At 71.1% G+C, this 23672-nt stretch carries 25 protein-coding genes; 13 read left to right on the forward strand and 12 right to left on the reverse strand.

Annotated features, from left to right (window positions below):
- Positions 1 to 542: 542 nt before the first annotated feature.
- The 3 genes from DVR07_RS18310 to DVR07_RS18315 all read right to left on the reverse strand — a co-directional run bounded on the left by DVR07_RS18310 (position 543) and on the right by DVR07_RS18315 (position 3058).
- Entirely contained in the window at positions 543 to 1205 is a 663-nt protein-coding gene (locus DVR07_RS18310; RefSeq protein ID WP_193570247.1) for a DUF7504 family protein, read from the reverse strand.
- Positions 1205 to 1417, reverse strand: a complete 213-nt coding sequence (locus DVR07_RS21850) for a hypothetical protein (RefSeq protein ID WP_162829625.1) — start codon at positions 1415 to 1417, stop codon at positions 1205 to 1207. The genes DVR07_RS18310 and DVR07_RS21850 overlap by 1 nt, the downstream gene beginning before the upstream one ends.
- A 288-nt stretch (positions 1418 to 1705) precedes the next feature.
- Positions 1706 to 3058, reverse strand: a complete 1353-nt coding sequence (locus DVR07_RS18315; protein WP_115798844.1) for an NUDIX domain-containing protein — start codon at positions 3056 to 3058, stop codon at positions 1706 to 1708.
- Positions 3059 to 3191: 133 nt separating this feature from the next.
- Between DVR07_RS18315 and DVR07_RS18320 the strand changes: the two genes are divergently transcribed.
- A complete protein-coding gene (locus DVR07_RS18320; protein ID WP_115798746.1) occupies positions 3192 to 4457 on the forward strand; it encodes a hypothetical protein in 1266 nt (421 codons plus the stop codon).
- Between the two features lie 7 nt (positions 4458 to 4464).
- Here the strand turns inward: DVR07_RS18320 and DVR07_RS18325 are convergent, their stop codons facing one another.
- On the reverse strand, positions 4465 to 6174 hold the full coding sequence (locus DVR07_RS18325) for an Hvo_1808 family surface protein (protein ID WP_193570248.1): 1710 nt from the start codon (positions 6172 to 6174) through the stop codon (positions 4465 to 4467).
- A gap of 177 nt (positions 6175 to 6351) precedes the next feature.
- Here DVR07_RS18325 and DVR07_RS18330 point away from each other — a divergent pair, with 177 nt between their 5' ends.
- From DVR07_RS18330 to DVR07_RS18345, 4 genes are all read left to right on the forward strand, one after another.
- On the forward strand, positions 6352 to 6870 hold the full coding sequence (locus DVR07_RS18330; protein ID WP_115798747.1) for a metallophosphoesterase family protein: 519 nt from the start codon (positions 6352 to 6354) through the stop codon (positions 6868 to 6870).
- Positions 6871 to 6974: 104 nt separating this feature from the next.
- Complete coding sequence (locus DVR07_RS18335) at positions 6975 to 8285, forward strand: PQQ-binding-like beta-propeller repeat protein (RefSeq protein WP_115798748.1); 1311 nt, start codon at positions 6975 to 6977, stop codon at positions 8283 to 8285.
- 88 nt (positions 8286 to 8373) lie between these two features.
- Positions 8374 to 9165 carry a coenzyme F420-0:L-glutamate ligase gene (locus tag DVR07_RS18340; protein WP_115798749.1) on the forward strand — a complete coding sequence of 264 codons (792 nt, stop codon included), beginning with the start codon at positions 8374 to 8376 and terminating at the stop codon, positions 9163 to 9165.
- The gene (locus tag DVR07_RS18345; protein WP_115798750.1) at positions 9152 to 10171 is read left to right on the forward strand and encodes a 5,10-methylenetetrahydromethanopterin reductase; all 1020 of its coding nucleotides are present in this window, start codon (positions 9152 to 9154) and stop codon (positions 10169 to 10171) included. Before DVR07_RS18340 ends, DVR07_RS18345 begins: the two co-directional genes overlap by 14 nt.
- Here the strand turns inward: DVR07_RS18345 and DVR07_RS18350 are convergent.
- Entirely contained in the window at positions 10128 to 10334 is a 207-nt protein-coding gene (locus DVR07_RS18350) for a hypothetical protein (RefSeq protein WP_115798751.1), read from the reverse strand. The two genes, DVR07_RS18345 and DVR07_RS18350, sit on opposite strands and share 44 nt — an antisense overlap.
- A gap of 103 nt (positions 10335 to 10437) precedes the next feature.
- On the opposite strand from DVR07_RS18350, the gene DVR07_RS18355 reads away from it, so the two are divergent.
- Positions 10438 to 10770, forward strand: a complete 333-nt coding sequence (locus tag DVR07_RS18355; protein WP_115798752.1) for a DUF7573 domain-containing protein — start codon at positions 10438 to 10440, stop codon at positions 10768 to 10770.
- A gap of 51 nt (positions 10771 to 10821) precedes the next feature.
- Here the strand turns inward: DVR07_RS18355 and DVR07_RS18360 are convergent, their stop codons facing one another.
- Positions 10822 to 11430 carry a TetR/AcrR family transcriptional regulator gene (locus DVR07_RS18360; protein WP_115798753.1) on the reverse strand — a complete coding sequence of 203 codons (609 nt, stop codon included), beginning with the start codon at positions 11428 to 11430 and terminating at the stop codon, positions 10822 to 10824.
- 256 nt (positions 11431 to 11686) lie between these two features.
- On the opposite strand from DVR07_RS18360, the gene DVR07_RS18365 reads away from it, so the two are divergent.
- The 4 genes from DVR07_RS18365 (at position 11687) to yciH (ending at position 16562) form a co-directional block, all read left to right on the forward strand.
- The gene (locus tag DVR07_RS18365) at positions 11687 to 12661 is read left to right on the forward strand and encodes an AAA family ATPase (protein ID WP_115798754.1); all 975 of its coding nucleotides are present in this window, start codon (positions 11687 to 11689) and stop codon (positions 12659 to 12661) included.
- 1 nt (position 12662) lies between these two features.
- Entirely contained in the window at positions 12663 to 13727 is a 1065-nt protein-coding gene (locus DVR07_RS18370; protein WP_115798755.1) for a DUF58 domain-containing protein, read from the forward strand.
- The gene (locus DVR07_RS18375; protein WP_115798756.1) at positions 13724 to 16036 is read left to right on the forward strand and encodes a transglutaminase TgpA family protein; all 2313 of its coding nucleotides are present in this window, start codon (positions 13724 to 13726) and stop codon (positions 16034 to 16036) included. Before DVR07_RS18370 ends, DVR07_RS18375 begins: the two co-directional genes overlap by 4 nt.
- 232 nt (positions 16037 to 16268) lie before the next feature.
- Entirely contained in the window at positions 16269 to 16562 is a 294-nt protein-coding gene (yciH, locus tag DVR07_RS18380) for a stress response translation initiation inhibitor YciH (protein WP_113276842.1), read from the forward strand.
- Positions 16563 to 16735: 173 nt separating this feature from the next.
- On the opposite strand, the gene DVR07_RS18385 is transcribed toward yciH, so the two are convergent.
- Positions 16736 to 17101 (reverse strand): rhodanese-like domain-containing protein, encoded by a 366-nt coding sequence (locus DVR07_RS18385; protein WP_115798757.1) that lies wholly within the window; start codon positions 17099 to 17101, stop codon positions 16736 to 16738.
- A 299-nt stretch (positions 17102 to 17400) separates the two neighbouring features.
- Between DVR07_RS18385 and DVR07_RS18390 the strand changes: the two genes are divergently transcribed.
- Entirely contained in the window at positions 17401 to 17700 is a 300-nt protein-coding gene (locus DVR07_RS18390) for a DUF7562 family protein (RefSeq protein ID WP_115798758.1), read from the forward strand.
- A 170-nt stretch (positions 17701 to 17870) separates the two neighbouring features.
- Positions 17871 to 19181 (forward strand): ribonuclease catalytic domain-containing protein, encoded by a 1311-nt coding sequence (locus tag DVR07_RS18395; protein WP_115798759.1) that lies wholly within the window; start codon positions 17871 to 17873, stop codon positions 19179 to 19181.
- A 134-nt stretch (positions 19182 to 19315) separates the two neighbouring features.
- Here the strand turns inward: DVR07_RS18395 and DVR07_RS18400 are convergent, their stop codons facing one another.
- On the reverse strand, positions 19316 to 19828 hold the full coding sequence (locus DVR07_RS18400) for a GNAT family N-acetyltransferase (protein WP_115798760.1): 513 nt from the start codon (positions 19826 to 19828) through the stop codon (positions 19316 to 19318).
- 78 nt (positions 19829 to 19906) lie between these two features.
- Here DVR07_RS18400 and DVR07_RS18405 point away from each other — a divergent pair, with 78 nt between their 5' ends.
- A complete protein-coding gene (locus tag DVR07_RS18405; RefSeq protein ID WP_115798761.1) occupies positions 19907 to 20575 on the forward strand; it encodes a uracil-DNA glycosylase in 669 nt (222 codons plus the stop codon).
- Between the two features lie 31 nt (positions 20576 to 20606).
- Here DVR07_RS18405 and DVR07_RS18410 read toward each other — a convergent pair whose 3' ends face one another.
- The 4 genes from DVR07_RS18410 to DVR07_RS18425 form a co-directional block, all read right to left on the reverse strand.
- Entirely contained in the window at positions 20607 to 21137 is a 531-nt protein-coding gene (locus DVR07_RS18410) for an NUDIX hydrolase (RefSeq protein WP_115798762.1), read from the reverse strand.
- Positions 21138 to 21442: 305 nt separating this feature from the next.
- Positions 21443 to 21859: a DUF5809 family protein gene (locus tag DVR07_RS18415; protein WP_115798763.1), complete on the reverse strand. Its 417-nt coding sequence runs from the start codon at positions 21857 to 21859 to the stop codon at positions 21443 to 21445.
- A gap of 313 nt (positions 21860 to 22172) precedes the next feature.
- On the reverse strand, positions 22173 to 22634 hold the full coding sequence (locus DVR07_RS18420; protein ID WP_115798764.1) for a DUF5810 domain-containing protein: 462 nt from the start codon (positions 22632 to 22634) through the stop codon (positions 22173 to 22175).
- A gap of 78 nt (positions 22635 to 22712) precedes the next feature.
- Complete coding sequence (locus DVR07_RS18425; protein WP_115798765.1) at positions 22713 to 23282, reverse strand: GNAT family N-acetyltransferase; 570 nt, start codon at positions 23280 to 23282, stop codon at positions 22713 to 22715.
- Positions 23283 to 23672: the final 390 nt, after the last annotated feature.

Consider the following 23672-nt stretch of genomic DNA (forward strand, 5'->3'; position numbering starts at 1 on the left):
CTCGTCAGAGGGGTCTACTCGGAGTATCGTCGGTCGCGAGTGGATATTGCGGTTCCGAGTCGGCGGACTCCCGCGTCGATGGCCCGCGTTACGAAGTGGTGGCTCGGTCGAAGTTCCTCGTCACAAGGGGCTCGGAGGGGGTAACTTTCTTCATGGCCACCGGGCCCTCCTACGAACCGGAGCGTGTTGAATCTCACCCTCTCCGGCTCGGGCCTCGGCCGCGAAGAACGGGTGTCGAAGGCGGCGACCTAGTTCCGGTCGGAGACTGCGTCGCCGCTGTCGTCGTTACGGTACCGGACCGAGATACTGCGCCAGGACGCCGCCACCGGTCGCCGGGTTCCCTCTCGCTCCCACGACGAAACCCCGCTGGAAGCAGTGAGAAGATACTTATTCGGGGCTGCCAAAGGACGGCACAGAATTGCGGTCGCCCGATGAAGCCGTCCCGGCGGAGGGCGTCCGCAGAAGAACTGCGAGCGGTTCCTCGCTCGCACTCCCTTCTGCTCTTTTGCCTTCGACGTCGGCGGCGCGAACCGCCGGACCGGTTAGCCGTCGAATCTGCGCCCCGCGTCTCGAAGCTCGAACTGCAGTCGTCCGTCCGAATCTTCGGACACCCACAACAGGCGGTCGACGACCGACGTCAACTCCCGCATCGTCTCCTCGTCGTGGGCCGTGTAATCGATGCCGAAGATCCCGAGACCGTCGCCGGTCCGGAGCCCCTCCGTCCGTTCGAGGAGTCGACAGACTCGTCCGGCGGTGGCGCCCTCGATCATCGGCGTGAGCGACCGAACGACGAGGTGGCGCGTCCCGGTCGCGGGGACGACGGTGCCGGTCAGGTCCGAGAGGCCGATCACGACGCGTTCGAGGTCGTCCGCCGACGGCATGAAGACGGTGGGGACGTCCGCGTACGGCGCGGTCAGATACTGGTCCTCGGAGACAGTGTCGACCACGGCCAGCGAGCCCACCCCCGCGGCGTCGTCGTCCCGCGTGTGCGCGAGCACGTCCTCTCGGCTTCCCGTCGTCGCCACGACGAACGCGGTTTCGTCCGGGCTTCCTACGCGGGACAGGAGGCGGAGGTCGAGCGCGTACTCCGCGGGGTCGACGGTCCCCGCGACGAGCAGCGCGGTCGGCGGCGAGAGGGCGTCGACTACCGCTCCGAGCCGTTCGTCGAAGTCCGGTGCGCGACGCCGACGGACGTCCGCGGACATCAGCTTCCCCTCTCCGTTCGTCGTGCCCCCCGGACCTCGGCGAGCACCGATACCGTGTCGTCGGGGTAGTATCGCGCGCTGCACGCCGGACAGTCGGCGACGGTGACGTAGTCGCGCCCCTCTATCGGAAGCAAGAGCGTGTGAGCCGGTAGCGTTCGTTCGCAGAGCGCTGTGCCGCAGTCCGCGCAGGGGAGGTCGGTTTCGGTAATCATGGTGGTGGATGGCTGCCGGCCCCGTCGAGAGGTCGGCCCAGCGGCTGGCCGCCGGGCGGCGGCGGAGTCATCCGGCACGGCGCATCTCAGAGCAGTGCCATCGGACGAGGCCCCCGCGCTGGCGGCAACCCGATGGGCGAACGAAGAAAGGACGGGACGGCGTCCCTCGTACCCCCGAACATCGAAGGCGACCCCGTATATAGGTTACGCCCGCCCGCTCGGCAACGGACGGCGGCCCGAACGCCGACTCCGGTCCAAACGTCGACGCCGGCCCGAACGCCGACCGACTCACCGCTCCTGCTCGCTGACGGATTCCCGGTCCGACCCGTCGCGCCAGGCCGCCAGTTCGCGCAGTTCCTCGGCCACCGCCGACACGCCGTCGGCGTCGAGCATCCCGCGCTCGGTGACGACGCCCGACACCAGGTCGGCGGGCGTCACGTCGAAGGTCGGATTCAGCACTTCGAGGTCGGCCTCGCCGTCGTACACGGCCCCGGGGTCGCCGTCTTCGAGGTGCACCGTCTCGTCGGTCCGAACCTTGTCGCCGGCCGCGACCGCGTAGACCGGGACGCCCTCGCGGGCCGCGGCGAGCGCGGTCCCGCGGGTGCCGGTCTTGTTCACCACGCGCCCGTCCGGCAGGACCGCGTCGGCGCCGACGACCACCGCGTCGACCTCACCGGTCGCCAGCACGTGCGCCGCGGCGGCGTCGGTGTGGAGCGTGACGTCGGGTCGCTCCCCGTCCGCTCCCTCGGCGAGCGCTTCCGCCACGCCGACGCCCTCGCGGGCCGGCCGCGACTCGGCGACGGACGCCGCCGCGGCTGCGGGCAGGGCGTCGAGCACGGTGCCCGACCGCGAGAGGGTGAGCACGCGCTCGCCCCGGATCTCGTCGGCCGCGAGTTCGGCGGCTCGGTCGCCGGCCCGGTAGGCGCGCTCGATGCCATCGCGGGCGGCCCGCTCGACGGCTCCGGCGGTCCGGCCGTCGTCCGCGGCGTCGGCCATCGCGCGGTTCACCCGGTTGCCGACCGCGGCCATGCTCGGCCGGGCGTCGAGCAGTCGCTCGGCCAGGTCGGCCAACTGGGGCCAGCCGCCGGCGTTCCGCTCGGCGAAGCTGCCGGCCCGGTCGCGCAGGACTTCGAGCGCCCGGACCGAGACGTAGGCCGACCCGTGGTCCTCGTCTTCCGCGACCTGGTCGACTGTCGGAGCCACCCGCGAGTAGGCGGCCCAGAGGTTCGGGACCGTCTCGCGCCGGAGTATCTCGGTCGGGTGGACCCACTCGGCTTCGGCGGTCTCCCAGTCGGTCTCGGCGTCGCGGCGCTCGCAGTCGAAGAGGTACGGGTGGACGACCCACCGGGTGTCGAGGTCTTCGTCCTCGAAGCTGAAGGTGACCCCCGACCGCGCCAGCGTGCAGGCGTCGAGCAGCCCGGTCTCCTCCGCTATCTCCTCGCGGGCCGCGGCGTCCTCGCGAGCGTCGGCGAGCGAGGGCTCGGAGGACGCGGTTCGTCCTCCGGCGTCCGGGTCGGCCTCGGCGTGGCCCGCGACCCCGCCCCACTGGCCGGCGTACGAGCCCACCTCGGCCGAGCGCCTGAGCAGCAGCACCTCGCCGCGGTTCCGCAGAAAGCAGGTGACGACGCGCGTCTCGTCCATGCCGGACGCGTCGGTCCCGAGCGGCTTGAACGTCGGGTTCGACGCGAGCGCTCCGGCGGGGACGGTCGAGACGTCCTCCCCGCCGACGTCCGATTTCCGATAGGTTCTTGCTCGGACGGGAAGGTGGCCAACCATGATTCTGACTCTCCGCGTCGGAGTGCGACAGCTACGGCGGGCCGCAGGGATTCGAGAGCTGCAGGTCGGCTTCGGCATCCTGCTGTTCGGCGGCGGCGTCGTCGCGGCGTTCCTCCTCGCGTTCCCGCAACTGACGCCGAGCACCGCTCTCCAGTTGGTCACGACCTTCGTCGCGGCCGTCGCCGGGGTCTACCTGTCGCACACGCTCGTCGTCCACCGGATTTTCAAGACCGACCGCGACAGAATCGACGCGCCCGAGGCGGTCTGCGAACGCTACGCCGACGCCGTCGAACTGCTCGAACTGTCCGGTCTCGAGTCACTGAATCCCGCGTACGCCGGCGAACTGCCGCTCGTCGTCCACGACAGCGACGTGTTCGAGGGTCCCGACCCCTCGTTCCCGACCGAGCGCTCGGATTCGGTCTACCAGCTTCCGGCGTCGGTCTCGGCGTTCCTCGAACCGCGACGCGACGACCTCGTCGCTCGGTTCAACAGCGAGGGCAAGCACAACCGCCGCCTCGTCCGGGTCGACGCGATTCGGGGGTCGACGGTCCGCGTCTCGGAGTCGAGCTACTTCCGCACCTACTGCACGAACATCTCGCCCGACTTCACCGGCCGGAGCGACCGGAAGTCGCTGCGCGACGCGTTCGACCCGGAGCTGGTGACCGAGAGGGGTATCGTCCCGCTCTCCGAGTCGCCGTTCTCGAACACGCTCAGCGGCGGCGGGCTCGTCGTCACGACCGACGGGGCCACGATCCTCGGCCTGAAGGCGCTCGACGCGACGGTCGGCGAACGGGAACTGGCCGACTCGTTCGGCGGCAACGTCGAGTTCCAGCGATTCGGCGACGCGAGCGTCCGCGACGAACTGGTTCGCGAGGCGACGGAGGAAGTCGCGTCGGTCACGGAGCGAGACGTCCGCGTCCTCTACGGGCTCGGGCTCGTTCGGCGGCTCGACTGGCTCGGCCAGCCCAACCTCCACTCGCTGCTCCTCGTGGACGCACCGGCGGAGCTCGTCCACTCCGGGACCGAGCACCTGCACACGATCTCCGTCGACCTGGGCGAGGACGTAACTGTCGACGAGGCGTCGCTGTCGGACCCCGACTTCGCGCGCGAGTTCGTGTCCGAAATCCTCGACGCCTGCGAATCCTCGCGCTACACGCCTGGAGTGACTCTCCTGACGACGCTCGAACTGTGGCTTCGACAGGCCGGCGCGACGAAGGAACGGTTGCAACCCGACCGCTCGCGGACTCCCGAGAAACGGAAGTGACCGTGATCTACCCGGCCGTCGCGGTCTCGTTGGCCGCCGCGGTCGTCGTCCCGACCTCGATTTCGGCGGTGTCAGCCGTTCCGTCGGTCGTCGTCTCGGTCGCTCCGTCGTCCGGCGTGGCGGTCGCCTCGCCCGCGTCACCGCCCGCAGCGGTGGTCGTCCGGTTGGACGTGATCGGGTCGACGTCGGGCCGAATCTCCGAGAGCTGGCCCACCGTCGGCGCGTTCACGATGGTGACGTTCCGGTCGTCGAGCTGGACGTAGAACGCGTCGGCGAACCCGCCCTGCGCGATGCGCCAGGTGTTCGGGCCGACCTGCTGGCCGCCCCAGTACCGGAGGACCTCCTGGTACCCCTCGACGAACTGCTGGGCGTCCTGGGGCGAGTCCCACGCCAGCCGCCAGACGTAGCCGAACTCCCCGGCCTCGTTCTCGTAGACGTGGAGCCGGTCGCCGTCCCAGCCGGCCGAGTAGTCCGACTCGTAGTTCAGCGGGTCGAACGTGCTGACGCCGCCCGACTGGTTGTAGTCGAACCACTCGTCGCGGGGCACGATCTGGGTCCGGCCCCCGCTGTCGTAGTACGGGTAGACGAACATCATCATCGCCGCGGCCTCGCCGAGCTGGCCGTAGCCGGGCCGGTTCGGCGCGTTCACGCGCTCCCACGACCCCTCCGCGGTGTCGTCGATGGTCACGTTCGTCGGCGGGTCGGACCGGTACTTGAGCGGGTGGATGACCTGCTCGGTGCTCGCCGGCGGGTCGCGGTAGAGCTGGTCGACCGCGTCCCAGCCGCCGAACTCGTAGGCCGTCCTGATGAACGCCGGCCCGTCGCTGTACGGCTGGTACTTCAGCAGGTAGACGCCGATGTTGGCGAGCTGCCCCGCGCTGGGCCGGGGCGCGTCGAGGCACTCCCACCCGGCGCCGCACCGCTCCTCGTAGAGCGTCTCGACGTAGCTGGCGTCGCCCTCGATGACGCCGTTCCGGGCGTTGACCTGGTCGCGGAGCTGCGCCTGGAGTTCGCCGCCCGAGAGGTTGAACTGCTGGTCCTGCCAGGCGTGCATCAGCTCGTGGGCCAGAGTCAGTTCGTCGATGCGGAGCTGCTCGGCGCTCTCGGCGATGACGACGATCTCGTCGCGCCGCGGGCTGTAGTAGCCGAGGACGCCGCTGGCGCGGTTCCGGTTCTGGACCGCGATGGAGTCGGCCGACTCGTTGACGAGCAGCAGGGCTTCGAACTTGACGTTGTCGAACTTCCGGAGCCCCTCGGAGACGTTCCGCCGCTCCTGCTGGCGCTGGAACTGCTGTCTGCTGATGACCGACACCGGCACCGACTGGTTGAACTCGATGCACCGGATCGCCTCGACCCGGGCCATCGTGCGCGAGACGATGCGCTCGCGCTCGCCCCGCTGGACCCCGTCGTCCTGGTTCACCTCTAGCGACTCGTTGTACCAGAGCCCGTTCTCCCACCCCATCACGTCCGACGCGGGGTCGGAGCCGTTCTGGGGCGGCGACGCCGCACACTCCGTCGAGACGTTCTGCGGTCCGCTGCTCCCGCCCCCGTCCTGCGCGCTCGCACTCGGTGTCGCGTCACCGGCGTTCGGTGTCGCGTCGCCCGCCGTCGGCGACGCGTCGGCCGGCGGCCCGCCGAGAGTCGCTCCCGCGACGCCCGACGCGAGCAGCGCGATTACCAGTAGTACTGACGCGATTCGTTCGCCCTGTGATAACATAACCCACTTCTCCCCCGTGGCAGGCCACGGCCGCCTCGTCCAAAAGGTCACCGAATATGAACGAATCGCCGGCCACACTCCCCGAGAGGCTCCCCGGCGGAGCCCTCGACCTGCCGGCGCGACGGGCGGTCCGCCGGCGCCTCCAGCTTTTTGCCGGACCGGGTCGAACGTGCCGGCATGGTCGAGGTAGCCATCGTCAGCGACACGCACGTCCCGTCGCGCGCCGACCGGGTCCCCGACTGGGTGGCCGAGCGCGTCCGCGGGGCCGACCACACCATCCACGCCGGCGACTTCGACAGCCCCGCGGCCTACGAGGCGGTCGCGGACCTCGCGGGAGCGAACTTCACCGCCGTCACCGGCAACATGGACCCCGCTTCGCTCGATTTGCCGCGGGTCGCCGCGGTCGAGATCAGCGGGACCACGTTCGTGGTGACTCACGGCACGGCGGCGACCCCGGAGGAGTACGAGGAGACGGTCGCCGAGGCCGTCAGCGAAGAGCTCACCGGCCCCGGCATCGCGGTCGCGGGCCACACCCACGAGGTCGTCGACGACGACATCGAGGGCATCCGCTTTCTGAACCCCGGGAGCGCGACCGGGGCCGACCCCGCCGAGCGCGAGACGATGATGACCGTCGAGATCGTAGAGGGCGAGGTGGACGTGCGGGTCTTCGAGGCCGACGAGGAGATCGACGCCTGAAGGGGCCGAGACGGCGGCGCTCCGCCGCGTCCGGGCGGTCTCGTCGGCCTCCGCGGCCCCGAACGAGGAGCCGGCGCGCCGGTGGCGGACGACGCCCGCCGCCGATGACAGAAGATACTTGCCAGCGCTCGCGGAACTCGCCGACGATGGTCCGCCCGCCCTCCAGGCGCGACGTCCTCTGCGGCAGCGCCGGCGCCCTCGCCGGCGTCACCGGCGGCCTGTTCGCGCGACCGCACCTCGGCACCGCCGCCGACTCGACGGCGGACGAGTCCGCGGACCCGGTCCCGCTCGCGTGGGCCGACGCGGAGTGGCCGTATCCCGACTACGACCCGGCCCGGACGCGACACCCGCCGGCGAGCAGCGCGCCCGACGACGCCCTCGAACGCGACTGGCGGGTCGCCCTCGACCCGGTCCACTCGCGTACGCCGGTCGTCGCCGCGAACGGCCGCGTCTTCACCGGCGCGGTTCACGACCGCGGAACGACGGTCCGCGCAGTTTCTCTCGGGACGGGAGCGCCGGCCTGGGAGCGCCACTACGACGGGGACGACACGACCCGCCCGTCCCTCGTCGCCGCGGGCGACGGCGTGTACTACCGAATCAGCGACGGGCGGTTCCCGCTCGGACAACTCGGCGCGGCGACCGGCGAGCGGGTGTGGGGCGTCGCGGACCCGCCGCTCGGCGGGTGGACGCTCGGCGGCGGCCGCCTCTACTACGGCGACCGGAAGATCGGGGCGCTCCGGGCGTACGACGCCCGGACCGGCGAGTCGCTCTGGTCGACCGGCGTCGACGACGAGCGCCTCGTCGTCCGGTCGTTCCACCCCGAGTACGGCGTCTTCGCCGCGTCGTTCGGGACGCTGTACGCGCTCGACCCGGCGGACGGCGCGGTCCGCTGGACCGTCCCCGTCCCGGAGCACACCCGGTCGGGGCCGGTCGTGACCGGCGGCCGGGCGTTCGTGACGAAGTGGGGCGACGGCATGGACCTCCTCGCGTTCGACGCGGCGACCGGCGACCGGCTGTGGCGCTATCCGCTCTCGCCGACCGAGGTCGAGCGCTCCGGGAGGGTCTTCCGTCGGTGGTACGAACTCGGCGCGGCGACGCCCGAGACGGTGCTGATCGTCGAGCGCCACGCCGACGAGGCGCCGGGCGCGCTCCACGCGGTCGACGCCGCGACGGGCGACCGGCTGTGGCGGGTCGCGCCGCCCGACGGTGCCCGCGCGTTCTCGGCCCCGACGGTCGTCGACGGGGACGCGTACGTCTGCGTCGGCGGCGACGACCTGACCGCGCTCCTCCGGCTGGACCCGGCGGACGGTACCCGGCGAGCGTCGCGGCCGCTCCCCGACCACGGGAGCGCGCCGGTCGTGACCGACGGCCGGGTGCTCGTCCGGACCGGCCGGGAGCTCCTCGCGTTCGCCTGAGCGGGGGCTGCCCGCGGCGCGGTTCGGCGACCGGTACCGCTTGCCCGTTTCGGGCGGGTTTTTACCCGCGACGCGCCAACTCCGGGCCATGAACGTGTTCGCGGTGCCGGGGCTCCCCGAGGTCCGGCCGGGCGACGACCTCGCGGCGCTGGTCGAGGCTCAGACCGACCTCCGGGACGACGACGTACTGGCGGTCGCCAGCACCGTCGTCTCGAAGGCCGAGGGCCGGCGCGCCGACCTCGACGACTTCCCGGCCGGCCCCAGGGCCCGGGAGCTCGCCGAGCGCCTGGAAGCCATCTCCGGCGAGGAGAAAGACCCCCGGTTCGCCCAGGCCGTCCTGGAGGAGAGCACCGAGATCATCACGGAAGCGCCGTTCCTGCTCACCGCCACGAAGTTCGGCCACGTCGGCGTCAACGCCGGCATCGACCGGTCGAACGTCGGGGGCGGCGCCGGTGGAGACGGCGATGACGACGGCGCCGACCTGCTGTTGCTGCCCGAGCGCCCGAGCGAGAGCGCCGCCCGCATCCGGCGGAACCTCTCGGCCGACCCGGCCGTCATCGTGACCGACACCTCCGGCCGGCCGTTCCGGCACGGCCAGCGCGGCGTCGCCATCGGCTGGGCCGGCATGCCGGCCTCGCGTGACTGGCGGGGTGAGCGCGACCGCGACGGCCACGAGCTCGAGGTCACGGTCGAGGCGGTCGTCGACGAGCTGGCGGCCGCCGCCAACCTCGTGACCGGCGAGGGCGACGACGGCCTCCCGGTGGCGGTCGTCCGCGACTGGGAGTTCGGCGACCACGAGGGCTCGGACAACCTCTACCGGGACGTCGACGGCGACTTCGTCCGGCAGGCGCTCAGGGGGTGGGAGTTTGCGCGGGATTGAGCTCACGCCCGAGCATCCCGTCGACGACCTGGTGGCCATCGGCGAGTCCGCCGAGGCCGAGGGGTTCGACGCCGTCTTCGCGAGCTGCCACTACAACAACCGCGACCCGTTCGTCGTGCTCGACCGGGTCGCGGCCGCGACCGACGACCTGCTGGTCGGGCCGGGCGTGGCCAACCCCTACGAGACCCACCCGGTCGCGCTCGCCTCGCGGGTGGCGACGCTGGCGGAGGCCAGCGGCGGCCGGGCGGTCTGCGGCCTCGGCGCCGGCGACCGCTCGACCCTCGCCAACCTCGGCGTCGAGCGCGAGAAGCCGCTCCGGCGCGTGCTGGAGACCATGAAGGTGGCCCAGAAGCTCTGGGCCGGCGAGCGCGTCGACCACGACGGGACCTTCCGGGCGACCGACGCGGGGCTGAACTACGCCGACGCCATCGGCGCCGGTCGCGGGGACGGTGACGGCGGCGACGGCGCCATCCCCGTCTACGTCGGCGCGCAGGGCCCCCACATGATCCGGATGGCGGCCAAGCACGCCGACGGGGTGCTGGTCAACGCCTCGCACCCCGACGACTTCGCGTGGGCCGACGAGCAGGTCGAGACGGGGCTGGCCGAGCGCCCAGACGAGCGGGGTGACTTCGACTTCGCGGCCTACGCCAGCGTCAGCGTGGCCGAGGACGAGGCGGCCGCCCGGGAGGCGGCGCGACCGCCGGTGGCGTTCATCGCGGCCGGGGCGGCTCCGCCGGTGCTCGACAGGCACGACCTCGACCGCGAGTGCGCCGAAGAGATCGGCGAGGCCATCGAGGCGGGCGAGTTCTCGGCCGCGTTCGAGGCGGTCACGCCCGCCATGCTCGACGCGTTCTGCATCGCCGGCACGCCGGAGACGGCCGCGGAGAAGATTTCGGAGGTGCTGGAGTACGCCGACAGCTTCGTCGCTGGGTCGCCGCTCGGACCGGACCCGCGCGAGGCGGTCAGCCTCGTTGCTGGGGCGGTCGACCGAGCGACTCGGGAGTGACGAAGTCGACGAGCGCGCCCGCGGTGAGGTACGCGAATACGAGCACCGACCCGGTTATCAGGACGAATCCCGTCAGCACGAGCAGTATCGAGGTCGGGAACGAGAGGGCGGCGTCGCCGATGTAGCCGATCATGTCCAAGACGTTCTGGATGATGCTCGCCATGCGTGACCGTGCGTAACGAGGGTACTTGTTTGCTCCGTATGCGGACCGGCGGACGGCCGCCGGCTTCGGCACGCTTACGGCACGGGGTTCCGTAGTCCCGGCCGTGACCGAGGACGCATCGCTCGACCGGTTCGCCGAGCCCGACGCTCCCGAGAGCGAGGGAAACAGACCGGCGGACGCCGGAGAAGCGGGCGCCGACCGGACGGGCGCCGACCCCGACGACTCGCGGGCGGACGACGGGGACCCGAGCGTCGAGGAAGCGGACACGGACGAATCGGCAGACGCTCCCGAGACAGTCGACGCTGCGGTGTCCACCTACTCGTGGTCCTCCGGCAGCGGCGAGTGCGCCGCCTGCGGCGCGTCGGTCGAGCGCCGGTGGCGCGCCGACGGCGAGCGCGGCGGCGACCTGGTCTGCGCCGACTGCAAGGAGTGGTAGGCCGGCGGTCGGTCCCGGCCGGACGCACTCGCCGGTCGGTACCGAGCGCGGTCAGTCGTCGCGGTACAGCCGCGTCTCGAGGTAGTCGTCCAGTTCCGCGAGGACGTCCCAGGCCAGCTCCGGGTCGTCGGTGGTGGTGCGGCGCAGCAGCACGGCGTCGAGCACCGAGACGAGGAACGTCGCGGTCCGGTCGGGGTCCACCTCGCGGAAGCTCCCCTCCTCGATGCCGTCCTCGATGATTGCCGCGAGGTACTCGCGGATGTACTCGTCGGTCCGGGTGATCAGTCGCTGGTAGTCGTCGCACTGCACCGCCTGGGCCCGGAGCTCCACGAAGACGCCGACGAACTCGTCGCTGCGTTCCGGCTCCGCCGGGTCGGTCCCCCCGAAGAACGAACGGAGCTGCTCGTCGGCTGGCGCGTCTCGGGGGACCATGGCCTGCTGGTGCAGGTCGCCGAGGACGAACTCGAGGAAGTCGACCAGCAGCTCGTCCTTCCCGTCGTAGTGGTGGTAGAGCAGCGACTTGCTCTTGTCGAACTCGTCGGCGATGCGCTGGATACTGAGTCCGGCGTAGCCGTGCTCGACCAGCGCGTGATACGTCGCCTCCATGATGGCCGATCGGGTGTCGTCGGCCGACTCGTCGAAGAGATTCTCCGGCGGCATACGGGCTGTCACGGGGTTGGCGTGACGAACGTATGAAACCTCTGGCCGTCGGGCGACTGATGTATCACAGTAATGTTATACACTGCGACGGAAGCGGTCCGTTCGACGGACGGCGCGCCAGTCGCGCCGCCCCGCGACACGTTCCCGGCGGGACAAAAGTTTCAAAGGTGGGGCCGATAGGTAAGGGTAGCAATCGCACGTCCGGCGGCCGACCGGCCGCCGCCTTCTCGCCCTCCGCGTGCGGACCGAGCTACCCATGACAGAAGCCAATCCCCCAACGCCGCGAACCGACGCCTCGCCGGACCCGCTGTCGGTCAGCGAGGCGGCCGACGTCGCCGAGCGAGTCGTCGAGAACGTCGAGCGGGTCATCGTGGGCCACCGCGACGTGACCGAACACATCGTGACCGCCATCCTCGCGCGGGGTCACCTGCTGCTCGACGACGTGCCCGGGGTGGGCAAGACGATGCTCGCCCGGTCGCTGGCCCGCTCGATCGACTGCGATTTCTCGCGGGTCCAGTTCACCCCCGACCTGATGCCCAGCGACGTGACCGGCGTGAACGTCTTCGACGAGCGCACCCGGGAGTTCGAGTTCCGGCCCGGCCCCGTGTTCGGCAACGTGGTGCTGGCCGACGAGATCAACCGCGCGCCGCCCAAGACCCAGTCCGCCCTGCTCGAGGCCATGGAGGAGGCCCAGGTCACCGTCGACGGCCAGACCTACGAGCTCGACCAGCCGTTCACCGTCATCGCCACCCAGAACGACGTGGAGGCCGACCGGACCTACGACCTCCCCATCGCCGAGATCGACCGGTTCGCCAAGCGGCTCACGCTGGGCTACCCCTCGCCGGAGGACGAGTCGGAGGTGCTCCGCCGGGTCACCGGCGGCCACCCCATCGAGGACCTGGATTCCGTCGCCACCGCCGAGGACGTGCTGGCCGCCCGCGAGACCGTCGCCGGCGCAACCGCGGGCGAGGCGGTCCGGGCGTACGTGACCCGGCTGGCCAACTACACCCGCGACCACGCCGACCTCGGGGTCAGCCCCCGGGGCTCCATCGCGCTGCTCCGGTCGGCCCAGGCCAGGGCGGTCCTCGACGGTCGGGACTACGTGGTCCCCGACGACGTCCAGGCCGAGGCCGAGGCCGTGCTCGCCCACCGCGTCCGGACCGGCGCGTCGTCCGGCAGGTCGGGCCGGGACCTGATCGCCGAGGCGCTCGAGTCGGTCCCGGTGGAGTGAGATGCTGACGCGACGCGGCTGGGCGCTCGCGGCGGTCGCGGTCGGGGCGGTGCTGCTGGCCGCCGGATTCGGCGCCCGCTCGCTGAACGCGGTGGTCGGCCCGACGCTCGTCGCGCTCGCGGCCGGCTGGCTCCAGGTCCGGCGGGCCGGCCGCCCCGACCTCGCGGTCGAGGCGCCCGAGTACGGGTTCGCGGGCGAGCGGGCGACGCTCTCGCTGGACTTCGCGGCGTCGACGCCGATGGCCGCGACGGTCCGACTCAGTGCCGACGACGGGATCGACCTCCACGAGTCGACGTTCGAGACCACCGTCGCCGACGGGAGCCTGCCGGTCGACGCGACGCTCGGCGAGCGGGGCTTCCAGTCGGTCGGTCCGGTCGAGGTGGTCGTCGAGGACGTCCTGGGGGTCTGGGAGGCGACCCACACCTACTCCGCCTCGCGCGAAATCGTCGTCTTCCCACGGATACACCGCCTCGACGACGTCACCGACTTCGCGGCGCTCAGCGAGCGGTTCGGCGTCGGCGGCCGCGACCGGTTCGACCAGCTCCGGGAGTACGAGCGGGGCGACCCGCTCCGGAACGTCCACTGGAAGGCCAGCGCCAAGCGCGCCGACGACGAGCTCGTGGTGATGGAGTTCGAGGCCGACGAGGAGCGCGAGCGGGTCGAACTGCTCGTCGAGGCCGACGGCGGCCGGATGGACGCCGCCGCGGAGGCGGCAGCCAGCGTCCTGACCTACCTGCTGGACGCCGGCTTCGCGGTCGGGCTCACCGTCCCCGGCGACGGGGTCGAACCCGGCGTCGGCCCCGACCACCGGACCGACCTCCTGACCGCGCTCGCCCGGGCGACCCCCGGGACGGTGGCGGAGCACCGCCGGGGAGACGACGACGTGGTAATCCAGGGCCGGGGCGGCGAGGACGACGTCCGGGTCACCATCGGCGAGCGCACGGTCACGTTCGACCAGCTGTCGGGGAGTCGCGACCCCGGCCTCGACCGCGACTCGGTGCCGGCTGGCGACTCGGCGTCGACGGGCCGCGGGCGCTCCGCGGTCGCCGGAGGTGAGCGCCGATGAGTACCGACCGCGCCCGCGCGAACGAGGGGGACGGTGCGACGGCCGCCAACGCCGTCAGCGGCGCCCTCGACTTCGGGGACGTGTCGGTGCCGTACCACTGGCTCGCGGTCGGGTCGCTCGCGGTCACGATGGCGAGCTACCTGGGCGTGCTCTACCACGTCACCGACATCGTCGGCGGGACGACGACCCTGCTGGGGCTGGTCGTCGCGACGCTGGTCGCGGGGGCGGCGGTCGCCCGTCGGCTCCGTCCGACGCAGGCCGGCGCGCTCGCGGTCGGGCTGCTCGCGGTCGGCATCGTCGCCTACTACCTGGCGGTGCCGAGCGCCTACCTGGTCGCGGTGTCGCTGGGCAAGCTGGTGGCCGACAACGTCGCGCTGCTGACCGGCCTGTCGGTCCTCCGGATGACTGAGGTCGGCGCGTGGGCGCTCGGGGTCGCGCCGGCGATGGCGTTCGCGCCGTGGTACCTCGTGCTCCGGCGGCGCTACGCGCTCGCGGTCGGCGCGGCCGGGACCGCGATGGGCTTCTTCGTGCTGACCGGCGACCTGGGCACCTTCGCCACGCTGGTCGGGACGCTCGGGGTCGCCGCGACCCTCGGCTTCGGCACGCTCGCGCGCCGGGGCGGCACGACCGCGCAGGTCGACGTCCTGGCGGTCGTGCTGGTGGCGATGGTGGTGCTCGCGTCGACCGCCACCCTGGTGCCCGGCGGCGGCCCGAGCCCCATACTGCCCGGCGGCGGCGGCGCGGGCACCCCGACCGTCGAGCAGGCGTTCGTCTCGAACTCCGAGCGGATGGCGATCCAGGGGTCGATCCGGCTCTCGCCGAAGGTCCGGTTCACCGTCGAGTCGACCGACCGGGCCTACTGGCGGGTGGCGGCCTACGACCGCTACGACGGCAACGGGTGGATCCGGACGGGCGAGGGCCGGTCGTACCGGTCCCAGCCCGCGCCGCCCGGTCCCGCAGACGAGGTGACCCAGACCGTCGAGGTGAAGGCCGCGCGGATGGGCGCGATGCCCGCGGCGTGGCGGCCGACCCGGCTGGAGTCGGGCGACCGCGACAACGTCCGGATCACCTCGGTCGGCGGGTTCGACCTCGTGGGCGCGCTCCGCGAGGGCGAGCGCTACACGGTCGTGAGTCGGGTGCCCGACCCCACGACCCGGCAGCTCCGGACCGCCGGCACCGACTACCCCGACTACGTCGAGAGTCGATACCTCCAACTGCCCGAGAGCTCGGCCGACCGCATCAGCCAGCGGACCGACCGCATCGCGGCGGCCGCGAACGCGACGACGCCGTACGCCACCGCCGAGGCCGTCGAGAACTGGCTGGAGACCAACAGGGGGTACTCGCTGGACGTCTCGCGGCCCGACGGCAACGTCGCCGAGTCGTTCATCTTCGACATGGAGCGGGGCTACTGCACCTACTACGCCACCGCGATGGTCGCGATGCTCCGCTCGCAGGGGGTGCCCGCCCGGTTCGCGGTGGGCTACACGCCCGGCCAGCGGGTCTCGGAGGACGAGTGGGTCGTCCGCGGCCTCGACTCCCACGCGTGGGTCGAGGCGTACTTCCCCGACGTCGGCTGGGTGAAGTTCGACCCGACGCCGGGCGGGGCGCGCCAGCAGGCCGAGGGCAGCCGGCTCGAACAGGCCCGCGAGAGCAACGTCTCGGACGTCGACACCGACGAGAGCGAGGAAGGCACCTGGACGACCACCCCCGAGACCACGGTCGACCCGGCCGGCGGCGAGACGACCACGGTGACGGGCAACGCGACGACCGGCCCCGCGACCACCGCACCGGGGCCCGGCGGACGCCTCCCGGTCGACCCCGGCGGCGACTTCAACGGCACCGTCGGCACCCTGACCACGGTCGGCGGCGCTGGCGGCCCGACCGGCGACGAGGGCGGCGGGCTCCCGGTTAGCCCGCCGTCGCGCGAGCAGGCCGCGTTGGGCGCGCTCGCGGTCGTGGGGCTGCTGGCCGCGGCCCGGCGGGCCGGCCTGCTCGCCCGGCTCCGGCGGGCGGTCCGGCTCCGGTGGCAGCCCCGGCGGGACCCCGAGACCGACGTCGCCAGGGCGTTCGACCGGCTCGAACGCCTGCTCGCCGCGGAGCACCGCGAGCGCCGGCCGGGCGAGACGCCCCGGGAGTACCTCGCGTCGCTGGCCGGCGACGACGACCTCGACGACCGGGTCGAGCGCGTCGGCGCCATCCACGAGCGGGTCCGGTACGCCGGCGACGCCGACCGGAGTCTGGCCGACGAGGCGGTCTCGCTGGTCGACGAACTGGTCCGCGAGCGCGGGTCGCTGCTCGGTCGCCGGTAGGTCGTCCGGTCGCGGCGCCCCGGGCGTCGGAGACACCCGACGAACCGACCCGAACTACGTAAAAACCCGTCCGACGGTTCGACCGACAGCGGGCGGCCGCAGCGGGTCGGCGGACGCCGTTCGAGACCCGCACCCGGCCGGTCGCGAACGCTCGCGTCGGCTTTCTATCGCGGCCGTGCTCGGGGAATTAGCGACACAGTTTTGTACCCCTACGACCAATTCCCGAACTGTAATGTCGGAAGTGTGCTCGACGTGCGGGCTGCCTCAAGAGCTCTGCGTCTGCGAGGACGTGGCCAAAGAGTCCCAGCAGATCAACATCCGCATCGACGAGCGACGCTACGGGAAAGAGGTAACGATAATCGAAGGATTCGACCCCAAGGACGTGGATCTGGACAGCCTGTCGTCGGACCTCAAGTCCAAGTTCGCGTGTGGCGGGACCGTCGAGGAAGGCCAGATAGAGCTCCAGGGCAACCACACCGGGCGCGTCGAGGATTTCCTGCGCGATAAAGGGTTCAACGTAGCCTGACACCGCGTCGGTTTTGTGACGTCGAAGCGGGTCGCCGAGTGGCGACCACGCGACAGTTTCTCTTCGGCCGCTCTCGTCGCAGTTACTCCCATTACGGCTACTCATATCACAGCTAACGCACGGCGACATCTCGCGGCGCGATTCTCCGTGCCTCGAACCGAGCGGCGCTCGCCCTAGAAGGGCGCGTCGGCGCCGTCTGCGGTCTCTTCCGTTGCGTCGCCGTCCCGCGCCAGGTCGGCCTCCCACGCCGAGAGCCCGCCCGCCATGCTCTCGACCCGGGCGCCGTCGGCCACGCCCTCGTACGAGGAGACGAGGCGGGCGGCCTGCACGCTGGCCTTGCCGTGCGGGCAGACCGTGACGACCCGCTCGGCCCCGTCGAGGCTTTCGATCTCGTCGGCGAGCGCGTGGAACGGGATGTTCTCGCTGCCGGGGATGTGGCCCCGCTCGAACTCTTCCTCCGACCGGATGTCCACCACCCGGACGTCCTCGTCCGCGTCGAGGAGCTGCTCGACCTCCTCGGGGGAGATTTCGGCGTCCATCGACTTCGCGTTGGCTCTCCGACCGAATAAGCCCCGCGGTGGTCCGGCGCGCGTCTGATTCCCGTCGGGGCGGCACGGCCGGTCCGTCCGCGCGAGATACGACCGTTTCGCGCCCGGTTCGGCCCGCGGCGTTGTGCTCGCGCCGCGACACCGACGGGATAGCCGGCGCCTCACTCTTTTCTACGCGTAACCGGACGGAAATTAGATGGTAAGCCGTCATTACTTCCACCGCCGAATCGGCCGAACCTACCGTTCTCCTGACCGAAAACCGCAAGTAACCGCGGGCCGTGGTCACGCGTATGTGGGGTTCCCGGAGTAACCGGGGCAACGACTCGGTCGACTGCATCGCCTGTGGCGAGACCATCCGACGTTCGGACGCGCGGGAGTACGACAAGGAGGGCAACCGCTGGAATCGCAAGGGAAAGGACTTCGAACACCTCTGCAAGGAGTGTCACACCGACCTCTGCCACCAGCCGCGAGACGAGCTCGAGGACCTGCTGGTGGACATCGACGCCGGGGGGCTGACCGAGGTCGAGTTCCTCGACCGGTACTGCGAGGCCGTCGAGGACCGCTACGGGCCGCTCGACCACGAGCGGTGAGCCGCGCCGACGGGCGGTGAGCAGCGAGGCGGGACGGCGAGCGGCGTCGACGGACCTCCGCTTTCGCGCCGATCCATCACGGGCACCCGATTTCGCGCCGCGAGGTCGGACGACCGCCGGCCGACCCTCGCTCCGATACGCCTAACTATTCGACTCCGCTATCGTTCAGTATGACGAGCGACGCGCAGGCCGAGGCCGGAACTCCCGAGGGACAAGGCCCGGTCGAGATTTCGCCGGAACTGGCGGACCAGCTCGAAGAGAAGCGCGAGGAGCTCTTCGAGAAGTTCGAGATCCGCGACGAGTTCCCGCAGGCGGTGCTCACCGAGGCCGAGAAGCGCACCGAGGACATCCAACAGGAGATACGGGACGAGGTCGACGACCGCCGGGACCTCCGGGAGATGACGACCTGGACCACCGACCCCATCGACGCCCAGGACTTCGACGACGCGCTGTCGGTCGAGGAGCGCGACGACGAGTACGTCCTCTGGGTCCACATCGCCGACGTGACACACTACGTGAACCCCGAGACCAACATGTGGGAGGAGGCGGTCGAGCGGGCCAACACGGTGTACCTGCCGGCATACACCATCCACATGCTCCCGCCGGTGCTGGCCGAGACCGTCTGCTCGCTGGTGCCCAACGAGGACCGGCTGGCCCACACCGTCGAGATGCACCTCGACAAGGAGAATCTGAGCTTCGAGACCATCGACATCTACAAGTCGGTCATCGAGAGCGACGCCCGGCTGACCTACACCGAGGCCGAGCGCCTGCTCGACGAGCCCGAGACCGCCGCCGACCTCTTGGAGGACCCGGAGGTCGATCTCGCGGAGAAGAACGAACTGGTCTGGGAGCTGGCCGACCGGATGCACGAGCAGCGCAAGGAGGACGGCAGCCTCGTCCTGAACCCCCGGCGCGACCGCGCCCACACCATCATCGAGGAGTGCATGCTGAAGGCCAACAAGGCGGTCACCCACACCCTGATGTGGGACCGCGGAGTCGAGGCCATGTACCGGGTCCACCCACAGCCCAGTCCCGACGAGTGGAGCGAGGCCCTCCAAGAGATACAGGACCTCGACGGCGTCTCGATTCCGGGCTCGAAGTGGGACGACCCCCGGCAGGCGGTCAACGCCACGCTGGAGGACGCTCCGGAGCGCCAGCTCGACAAGATACAGTGGGCCGTGATGAAGGTCATGCCCCGGGCGCGGTACATGAACGACCCGTTCGGCGGCCACCACGCGCTCAACTTCGAGATCTACGGCCACTTCACCAGCCCCATCCGGCGGCTCAGCGACCTCATCAACCACTGGATCGTCTACACCAACGACGTGCCCGAGGACCTGGTCGCGCTCTGCGACCGCGCCAGCGACAAGCAGGCCGACGCCGAGGCCTGCGAGCGCGAGTACAAGCAGTTCTTAGAGGAGGTCGGCCTCGACGCCGCCGCGGTCAACAACCGCGGTATCGAGGTCGTCGACGAGGACTGATCGGGATTATCGTAGAACTTCGGGGGTTCGCCGACCAGCATACGGGTGCTGTCGCTCGATTACGCCGAGAACGGTCGCGATAATCTCCGACTTGCTGCGATAATCCCTGTGCGAGCCTCGCCGCCGCGAGGCGACTACAGCTCCTTCTCGCGGACGTAGTCGGTCACCGTCCGGCCAGCCAGCTCCGACTCCCGCTCGCCGACGACGCGGTAGCCGTGCTTCTCGTAGAAGCCGTTGCCGACCTCGTTGTCGGCCAGCACGACCAGGCGGAGTCGGTCGGCGCCGCGGTCGGCCAGCCGGTCCTCGACGCGCGCGAGCAGCGCCGACCCGACGCCCCCGCCCCACCGGTCCGGGCTGACGTAGATGCGCGGGAGTTCGGCCGGGTCGTCGCCGTCGCCGACCACGCCCTGCGCGAAGCCGACGACGCCGGAGTCGGTCGATTCGTCCGCTTCGGCGACCAGGAAGACGCCGTCCTCGCGCTCGACCGGCCGAGCCAGGCGCTCCGGGTCGTACCAGTCGTCGACTACCGCGTCGACCGTCTCCGCGCCCAGCAGGCCGTCGTAGGCGGCGTGCCACGACTCGCGGGCGACCCGGCGCACGGCGCCGACGTCGTCGGTCGTCGCCGGCCTGACGTTCGTCCCGTCCATGGTCGGAGGTGCGCGAGAACCGACAAATAGCTTCCGCGGGCGTGAGATTCAGTACCGTCCGGCGCCACGGTCCCCGACATGGCCGAGTTCCCCGACCCGGAGTCGCGCAACGCCCTCGAACCGGGCTGTGCGCGGTGTCCCGCGCTGGTCGACTCGCGCGAGCGCATCGCGTGGGGAAACGGGTCGCTCGACGCCGACGTGGTGGTCGTCGGCGAGGCGCCCGCGTCCGGCGCGCCGGACGCGGACCGCTGGCGGGGCGGCAACTGGACCGGGATGGCCTACACCTCCCGGCACTCCGGCCGACGGGTCCGGGACCTGTTCGCCGACGCCGGCCTCGCGCCCGGGGAACTGTACTTCACCAACGCCGTCAAGTGCTTTCCGGCGACCGAGGACGAGGAGTCGCCGGACGGCGGAGAGGCCGGCGAGAACGGGACGCCGACCAACCGCGAACCGACCGCCGAGGAGCGCGCGAACTGCCGGGACCACCTCGCGACCGAGATCGAGCGGGTCGACCCCGCGGCGGTGGCGACCACCGGCAAGCACGCCACCCTCTCGGTGCTGGGCGACGACGCGCTGCCCGACGGGTTCCTCGATTCCGTGCTCGACCCCGTCGAGTCGGCAGAGTTCGGCACGACCGTTCTCCCGGTGCTGCATCCCTCCTACCAGAACGTCTGGCTGCCCCGCATCGGGTACGACCGCGAGGAGTACGTGGCAGCGATTCGCGAGCGGATTGCGGCCAGTCGGTGACCGCTCGCCCGGCGTCCCTCTCCCGCTCAGTTCAGAGCAACCCCTCGTTCTCGGCGAGCAGCAGCGCCTCGATGGTGGCGTCGTTGGCCGGCGCCTCGCGCGCGGCGTCGAGGGCCTCGTCGACCGGCAGCGCCCGGACCGAGAGGAACTCGTTGCTGTCGAGGTCGCGCTCGACCGGCGTCAGCCCCTCGGCGAAGACGATTCCCCGCTCGTGGCGCAGCACGCCGGTCGAGCAGTAGAAGTCCTCCAGCAGGCTGACGCCCGCGGGGTCGAAGCCGGTCTCCTCTCGGAGCTCCCGCGCGCCGGCCCGGGTGTAGGACTCGCCGTCCTCCACGATGCCGGCCGGACACTCCAGGCACTCCTCGCCGATGACGGGTCGGTACTGCTCGACGAAGACGACCTGGCCGTCGGTCACCGCCAGGATGACGACCGCGGGCGGGAGCTCGGCCCAGTAGTACTTCTTCGTCGAGCCGTCGGGCTGTTCCACCAGGTCGTAGCCGCCGGTGTACCAGCCGGTCTCGTACTCCGCGACCGACTCGATGACGCGCCAGTCCTCGCTCATGGCTACCGTGTCGGCTGCGAGGGGGTAAAACGTGGCTACTCGCGGGTGGGGTGGAAGCCGATCCGAGACGACCCGTTAGTCTGCTGGTCGGCGCGCGCCGGCGCGGCCCGTCAGTGGCCGCGCCATCGCCGTGCGAGGGACGAGCGAACGGAGTGAGCGAGGAGGCTGGGGAGGTGTGAGGTCTGCGGTTGCGGTGCTGTGCGGTACATAGGTGACGGCAGCAGCTAGCTCTCTCGACTCATCTCCCAGTACAACTGATGCGACCTCTCTGCCTCGATTAGCCGATACAGATTCCGTAGCAGCTCCTATCCCTGCACCAGGTCCCGATACACGCGCCCGAACGCCTGGCGCCGCAACGTCGCCACCGCGGCCCGCTCCTCGTTCTGGTAGGTCGCGGCCACCACGGTCTCACCGAGCGCGTCGTGCCACGCCACGTTGTCGACGTTCTCCGAGCCCTCCTCGCGCACCTCGCGGTCGCGGTCGGCCAGCCACTCCTCGTACTCCTCGCGCGTGCCGGTCCGGACCGCCAGCAGCGACGCGAACAGGGCGTCGCGGGCGGTCTCGACCACCTCGCCGGTCACGCGCCGGTTGTACTCGTCGGCGTCGAACGCCATCGCCTTCGCGGTCTCCTTGACGACTGTCTGAGCCGCCGGCCCGATAGCCTCGTAGCGCTCGCGGGCCTCGCTCTCGGTCGCGGGCGCGAGAAAGCCGTGAGTCTCCATGGGCGGGCGTTCGGAGGCCGGGAACTACTGGTTTTCGTCCTAGGCCGAGTACGGCTTGGGGCAGTTGCTGGCGGAATCAGTGCGGGGAAGAGCGTTTAGAAAGCCCCCGCCCGGTCGCGGTCGCTCGGCGACATGTCCTCGGCTCACTCCGTTCGCCTCGGATAGGGTCGCTGAGGCGACTAAACTGTACGCGACCGGGCGGCCCCTTTCAGTCCACCGGAGGACAAACCGCGTCCTCCGAGCCTGTGCTCGCATTCGCTCGCACAGACACCCAGACGGTGGAACAGTCCGGTAGTTCTCGCCCCTCCGAAAGTCACTCGTCGCGCTCGTCGGCCGTCTCCTCGTCGCCTTCGTCGTCGTCCGCGTCGTCCAGTAGCTGCTCGGTCATCTCCTGGGCCTCCTGGAGTATCTCCTGGGCCTCGCCGTCGAGTGCGCCTGCGCCGGTTCCGCCACCGCGGCCGCCCCCGGTCATCGACCCCCGGCCGCGGGCGTTGGCGCGCTCCAGTTCGTCCTCGAAGAGGTCGCCCGCCCGGGGCTCGTCGCCGTGGTCGTGACCCGTCGTATCTTCGAACACCTGCGGGAACCCGACCTCCTTGGCGCGCTCCTCGACGCGGGACGCGAGCTCGTGCTCGCCCTGCTCGCGCCACCCCGGCGCGTGGTCGTCGAGCCACGCCTCGTGGTCGTCGTCGCCGAGCATCGCCGTGAACGCGAGGTGATTGGCGAGGTGTTCGGCGTCGGACTGGGGCGTCTCGCAGACCGGACAGGCGTATCCCATGGGCGGGCGTAGGTCGCCCGCGCCGAAAAGCGCCACGCTCGACGTTCCCCGGCGTTCGTCGCTCGTCCCCTGCCGACCCTACGCGTCGAGGTCCACGACCATGATGAGGGCGTCCTCGCCGTCGTCGTAGTACCGGGGGATGGTCCGGAGGAACTCGAAGTCGAAGTCCCGGTACAGCGACACCGCCCGGTCGTTGCTCGACCGGACCTCCAGCTTCACGCTCCGGGCGCCCCGGGCCTCCAGCACGCCGAGCGCCCGCTCCAGCAGGGTCGCGCCCGCGCCCTCGCCGCGGTGGTCGGGGTGGACCGCGATGTCCTTGACGTGGCCCAGCGGCCGGCCGTGGTTCCGGACGAGGTCCGCGACGACGTAGCCCACGACGCCCTCGCCGGGACTCGGACCCGACTCGGACTCGCCGTCGAGCGGGGACGGAGGGCCGTCCCCGCCTGCGACCGCAACCAGGAACCCGGGCTCGCCCAGGTAGCGCTCGAACGCGGAGAACGGCCACGGCTGGTCGAACGAGGCGCGCTCGATGCGCAGAACGGCGAGCAGGTCGGCCTGGACCGCCTCCCGGATCCGGACGCCGTCGCCGTCCGCCGCGTGGGTGGTTGTCACTGTCCGGGATTCTCGCCCGACCCTTAAGAGTGTCATGCCCGATCCGAAGCCCGTAATTCTTTAGTAGTACTACTCATAAGAACCAAATGCACTTTCCGGCCGGAAGTGCAAGCTCCCGAAATCTCCCCCACCCACCCCCACTTTTGCATACGACACTACGACCTTTTCCAGCGGTCGCGCCCCAGGAGGCGCTCCCTTGCAAAAGCTCGACCAGAAACACCGGGAGACCGTAGCTCTCCCGAGCCTGCGTTCACTCCGTTCACGCAGACACTGCGTCACCCTCTCACTCAGTCCTCACTGCGTTCGGACCTCGTTCGAGGGATTCCTTGGTTCGCTCGCTCGTCGCTCCGCTCCTCGCTCGCGGTACAGTAGCTGGTACTCCGGTCGGACGTGAAGATGCGCGATACACCACCGGCTGACGGGGAC

Origin of the sequence: Halorussus rarus, assembly GCF_003369835.1 — an archaeon.
Classification (GTDB): Archaea; Halobacteriota; Halobacteria; order Halobacteriales; family Haladaptataceae; genus Halorussus; species Halorussus rarus.

Bases quoted from the DNA above. Each gene is read 5' to 3' on its own strand.
- DVR07_RS18335 (WP_115798748.1), top strand. From the start codon at position 6,975: ATGACAGAAGATACTTGCCAGCGCTCGCGGAACTCGCCGACGATGGTC.
- DVR07_RS21850 (WP_162829625.1), bottom strand. From the start codon at position 1,417: ATGATTACCGAAACCGACCTCCCCTGCGCGGACTGCGGCACAGCGCTC.
- DVR07_RS18400 (WP_115798760.1), bottom strand. From the start codon at position 19,828: ATGGACGGGACGAACGTCAGGCCGGCGACGACCGACGACGTCGGCGCC.
- DVR07_RS18395 (WP_115798759.1), top strand. From the start codon at position 17,871: ATGACGAGCGACGCGCAGGCCGAGGCCGGAACTCCCGAGGGACAAGGC.
- DVR07_RS18340 (WP_115798749.1), top strand. From the start codon at position 8,374: ATGAACGTGTTCGCGGTGCCGGGGCTCCCCGAGGTCCGGCCGGGCGAC.
- DVR07_RS18330 (WP_115798747.1), top strand. From the start codon at position 6,352: ATGGTCGAGGTAGCCATCGTCAGCGACACGCACGTCCCGTCGCGCGCC.
- DVR07_RS18315 (WP_115798844.1), bottom strand. From the start codon at position 3,058: ATGGACGAGACGCGCGTCGTCACCTGCTTTCTGCGGAACCGCGGCGAG.
- DVR07_RS18420 (WP_115798764.1), bottom strand. From the start codon at position 22,634: ATGGGATACGCCTGTCCGGTCTGCGAGACGCCCCAGTCCGACGCCGAA.
- DVR07_RS18310 (WP_193570247.1), bottom strand. From the start codon at position 1,205: ATGTCCGCGGACGTCCGTCGGCGTCGCGCACCGGACTTCGACGAACGG.
- DVR07_RS18385 (WP_115798757.1), bottom strand. From the start codon at position 17,101: ATGGACGCCGAAATCTCCCCCGAGGAGGTCGAGCAGCTCCTCGACGCG.
- DVR07_RS18365 (WP_115798754.1), top strand. From the start codon at position 11,687: ATGACAGAAGCCAATCCCCCAACGCCGCGAACCGACGCCTCGCCGGAC.
- DVR07_RS18410 (WP_115798762.1), bottom strand. From the start codon at position 21,137: ATGAGCGAGGACTGGCGCGTCATCGAGTCGGTCGCGGAGTACGAGACC.
- DVR07_RS18350 (WP_115798751.1), bottom strand. From the start codon at position 10,334: ATGGCGAGCATCATCCAGAACGTCTTGGACATGATCGGCTACATCGGC.
- DVR07_RS18375 (WP_115798756.1), top strand. From the start codon at position 13,724: ATGAGTACCGACCGCGCCCGCGCGAACGAGGGGGACGGTGCGACGGCC.
- DVR07_RS18325 (WP_193570248.1), bottom strand. From the start codon at position 6,174: ATGTTATCACAGGGCGAACGAATCGCGTCAGTACTACTGGTAATCGCG.
- yciH (WP_113276842.1), top strand. From the start codon at position 16,269: ATGTCGGAAGTGTGCTCGACGTGCGGGCTGCCTCAAGAGCTCTGCGTC.
- DVR07_RS18390 (WP_115798758.1), top strand. From the start codon at position 17,401: ATGTGGGGTTCCCGGAGTAACCGGGGCAACGACTCGGTCGACTGCATC.
- DVR07_RS18320 (WP_115798746.1), top strand. From the start codon at position 3,192: ATGATTCTGACTCTCCGCGTCGGAGTGCGACAGCTACGGCGGGCCGCA.
- DVR07_RS18370 (WP_115798755.1), top strand. From the start codon at position 12,663: ATGCTGACGCGACGCGGCTGGGCGCTCGCGGCGGTCGCGGTCGGGGCG.
- DVR07_RS18405 (WP_115798761.1), top strand. From the start codon at position 19,907: ATGGCCGAGTTCCCCGACCCGGAGTCGCGCAACGCCCTCGAACCGGGC.
- DVR07_RS18360 (WP_115798753.1), bottom strand. From the start codon at position 11,430: ATGCCGCCGGAGAATCTCTTCGACGAGTCGGCCGACGACACCCGATCG.
- DVR07_RS18425 (WP_115798765.1), bottom strand. From the start codon at position 23,282: ATGACACTCTTAAGGGTCGGGCGAGAATCCCGGACAGTGACAACCACC.
- DVR07_RS18415 (WP_115798763.1), bottom strand. From the start codon at position 21,859: ATGGAGACTCACGGCTTTCTCGCGCCCGCGACCGAGAGCGAGGCCCGC.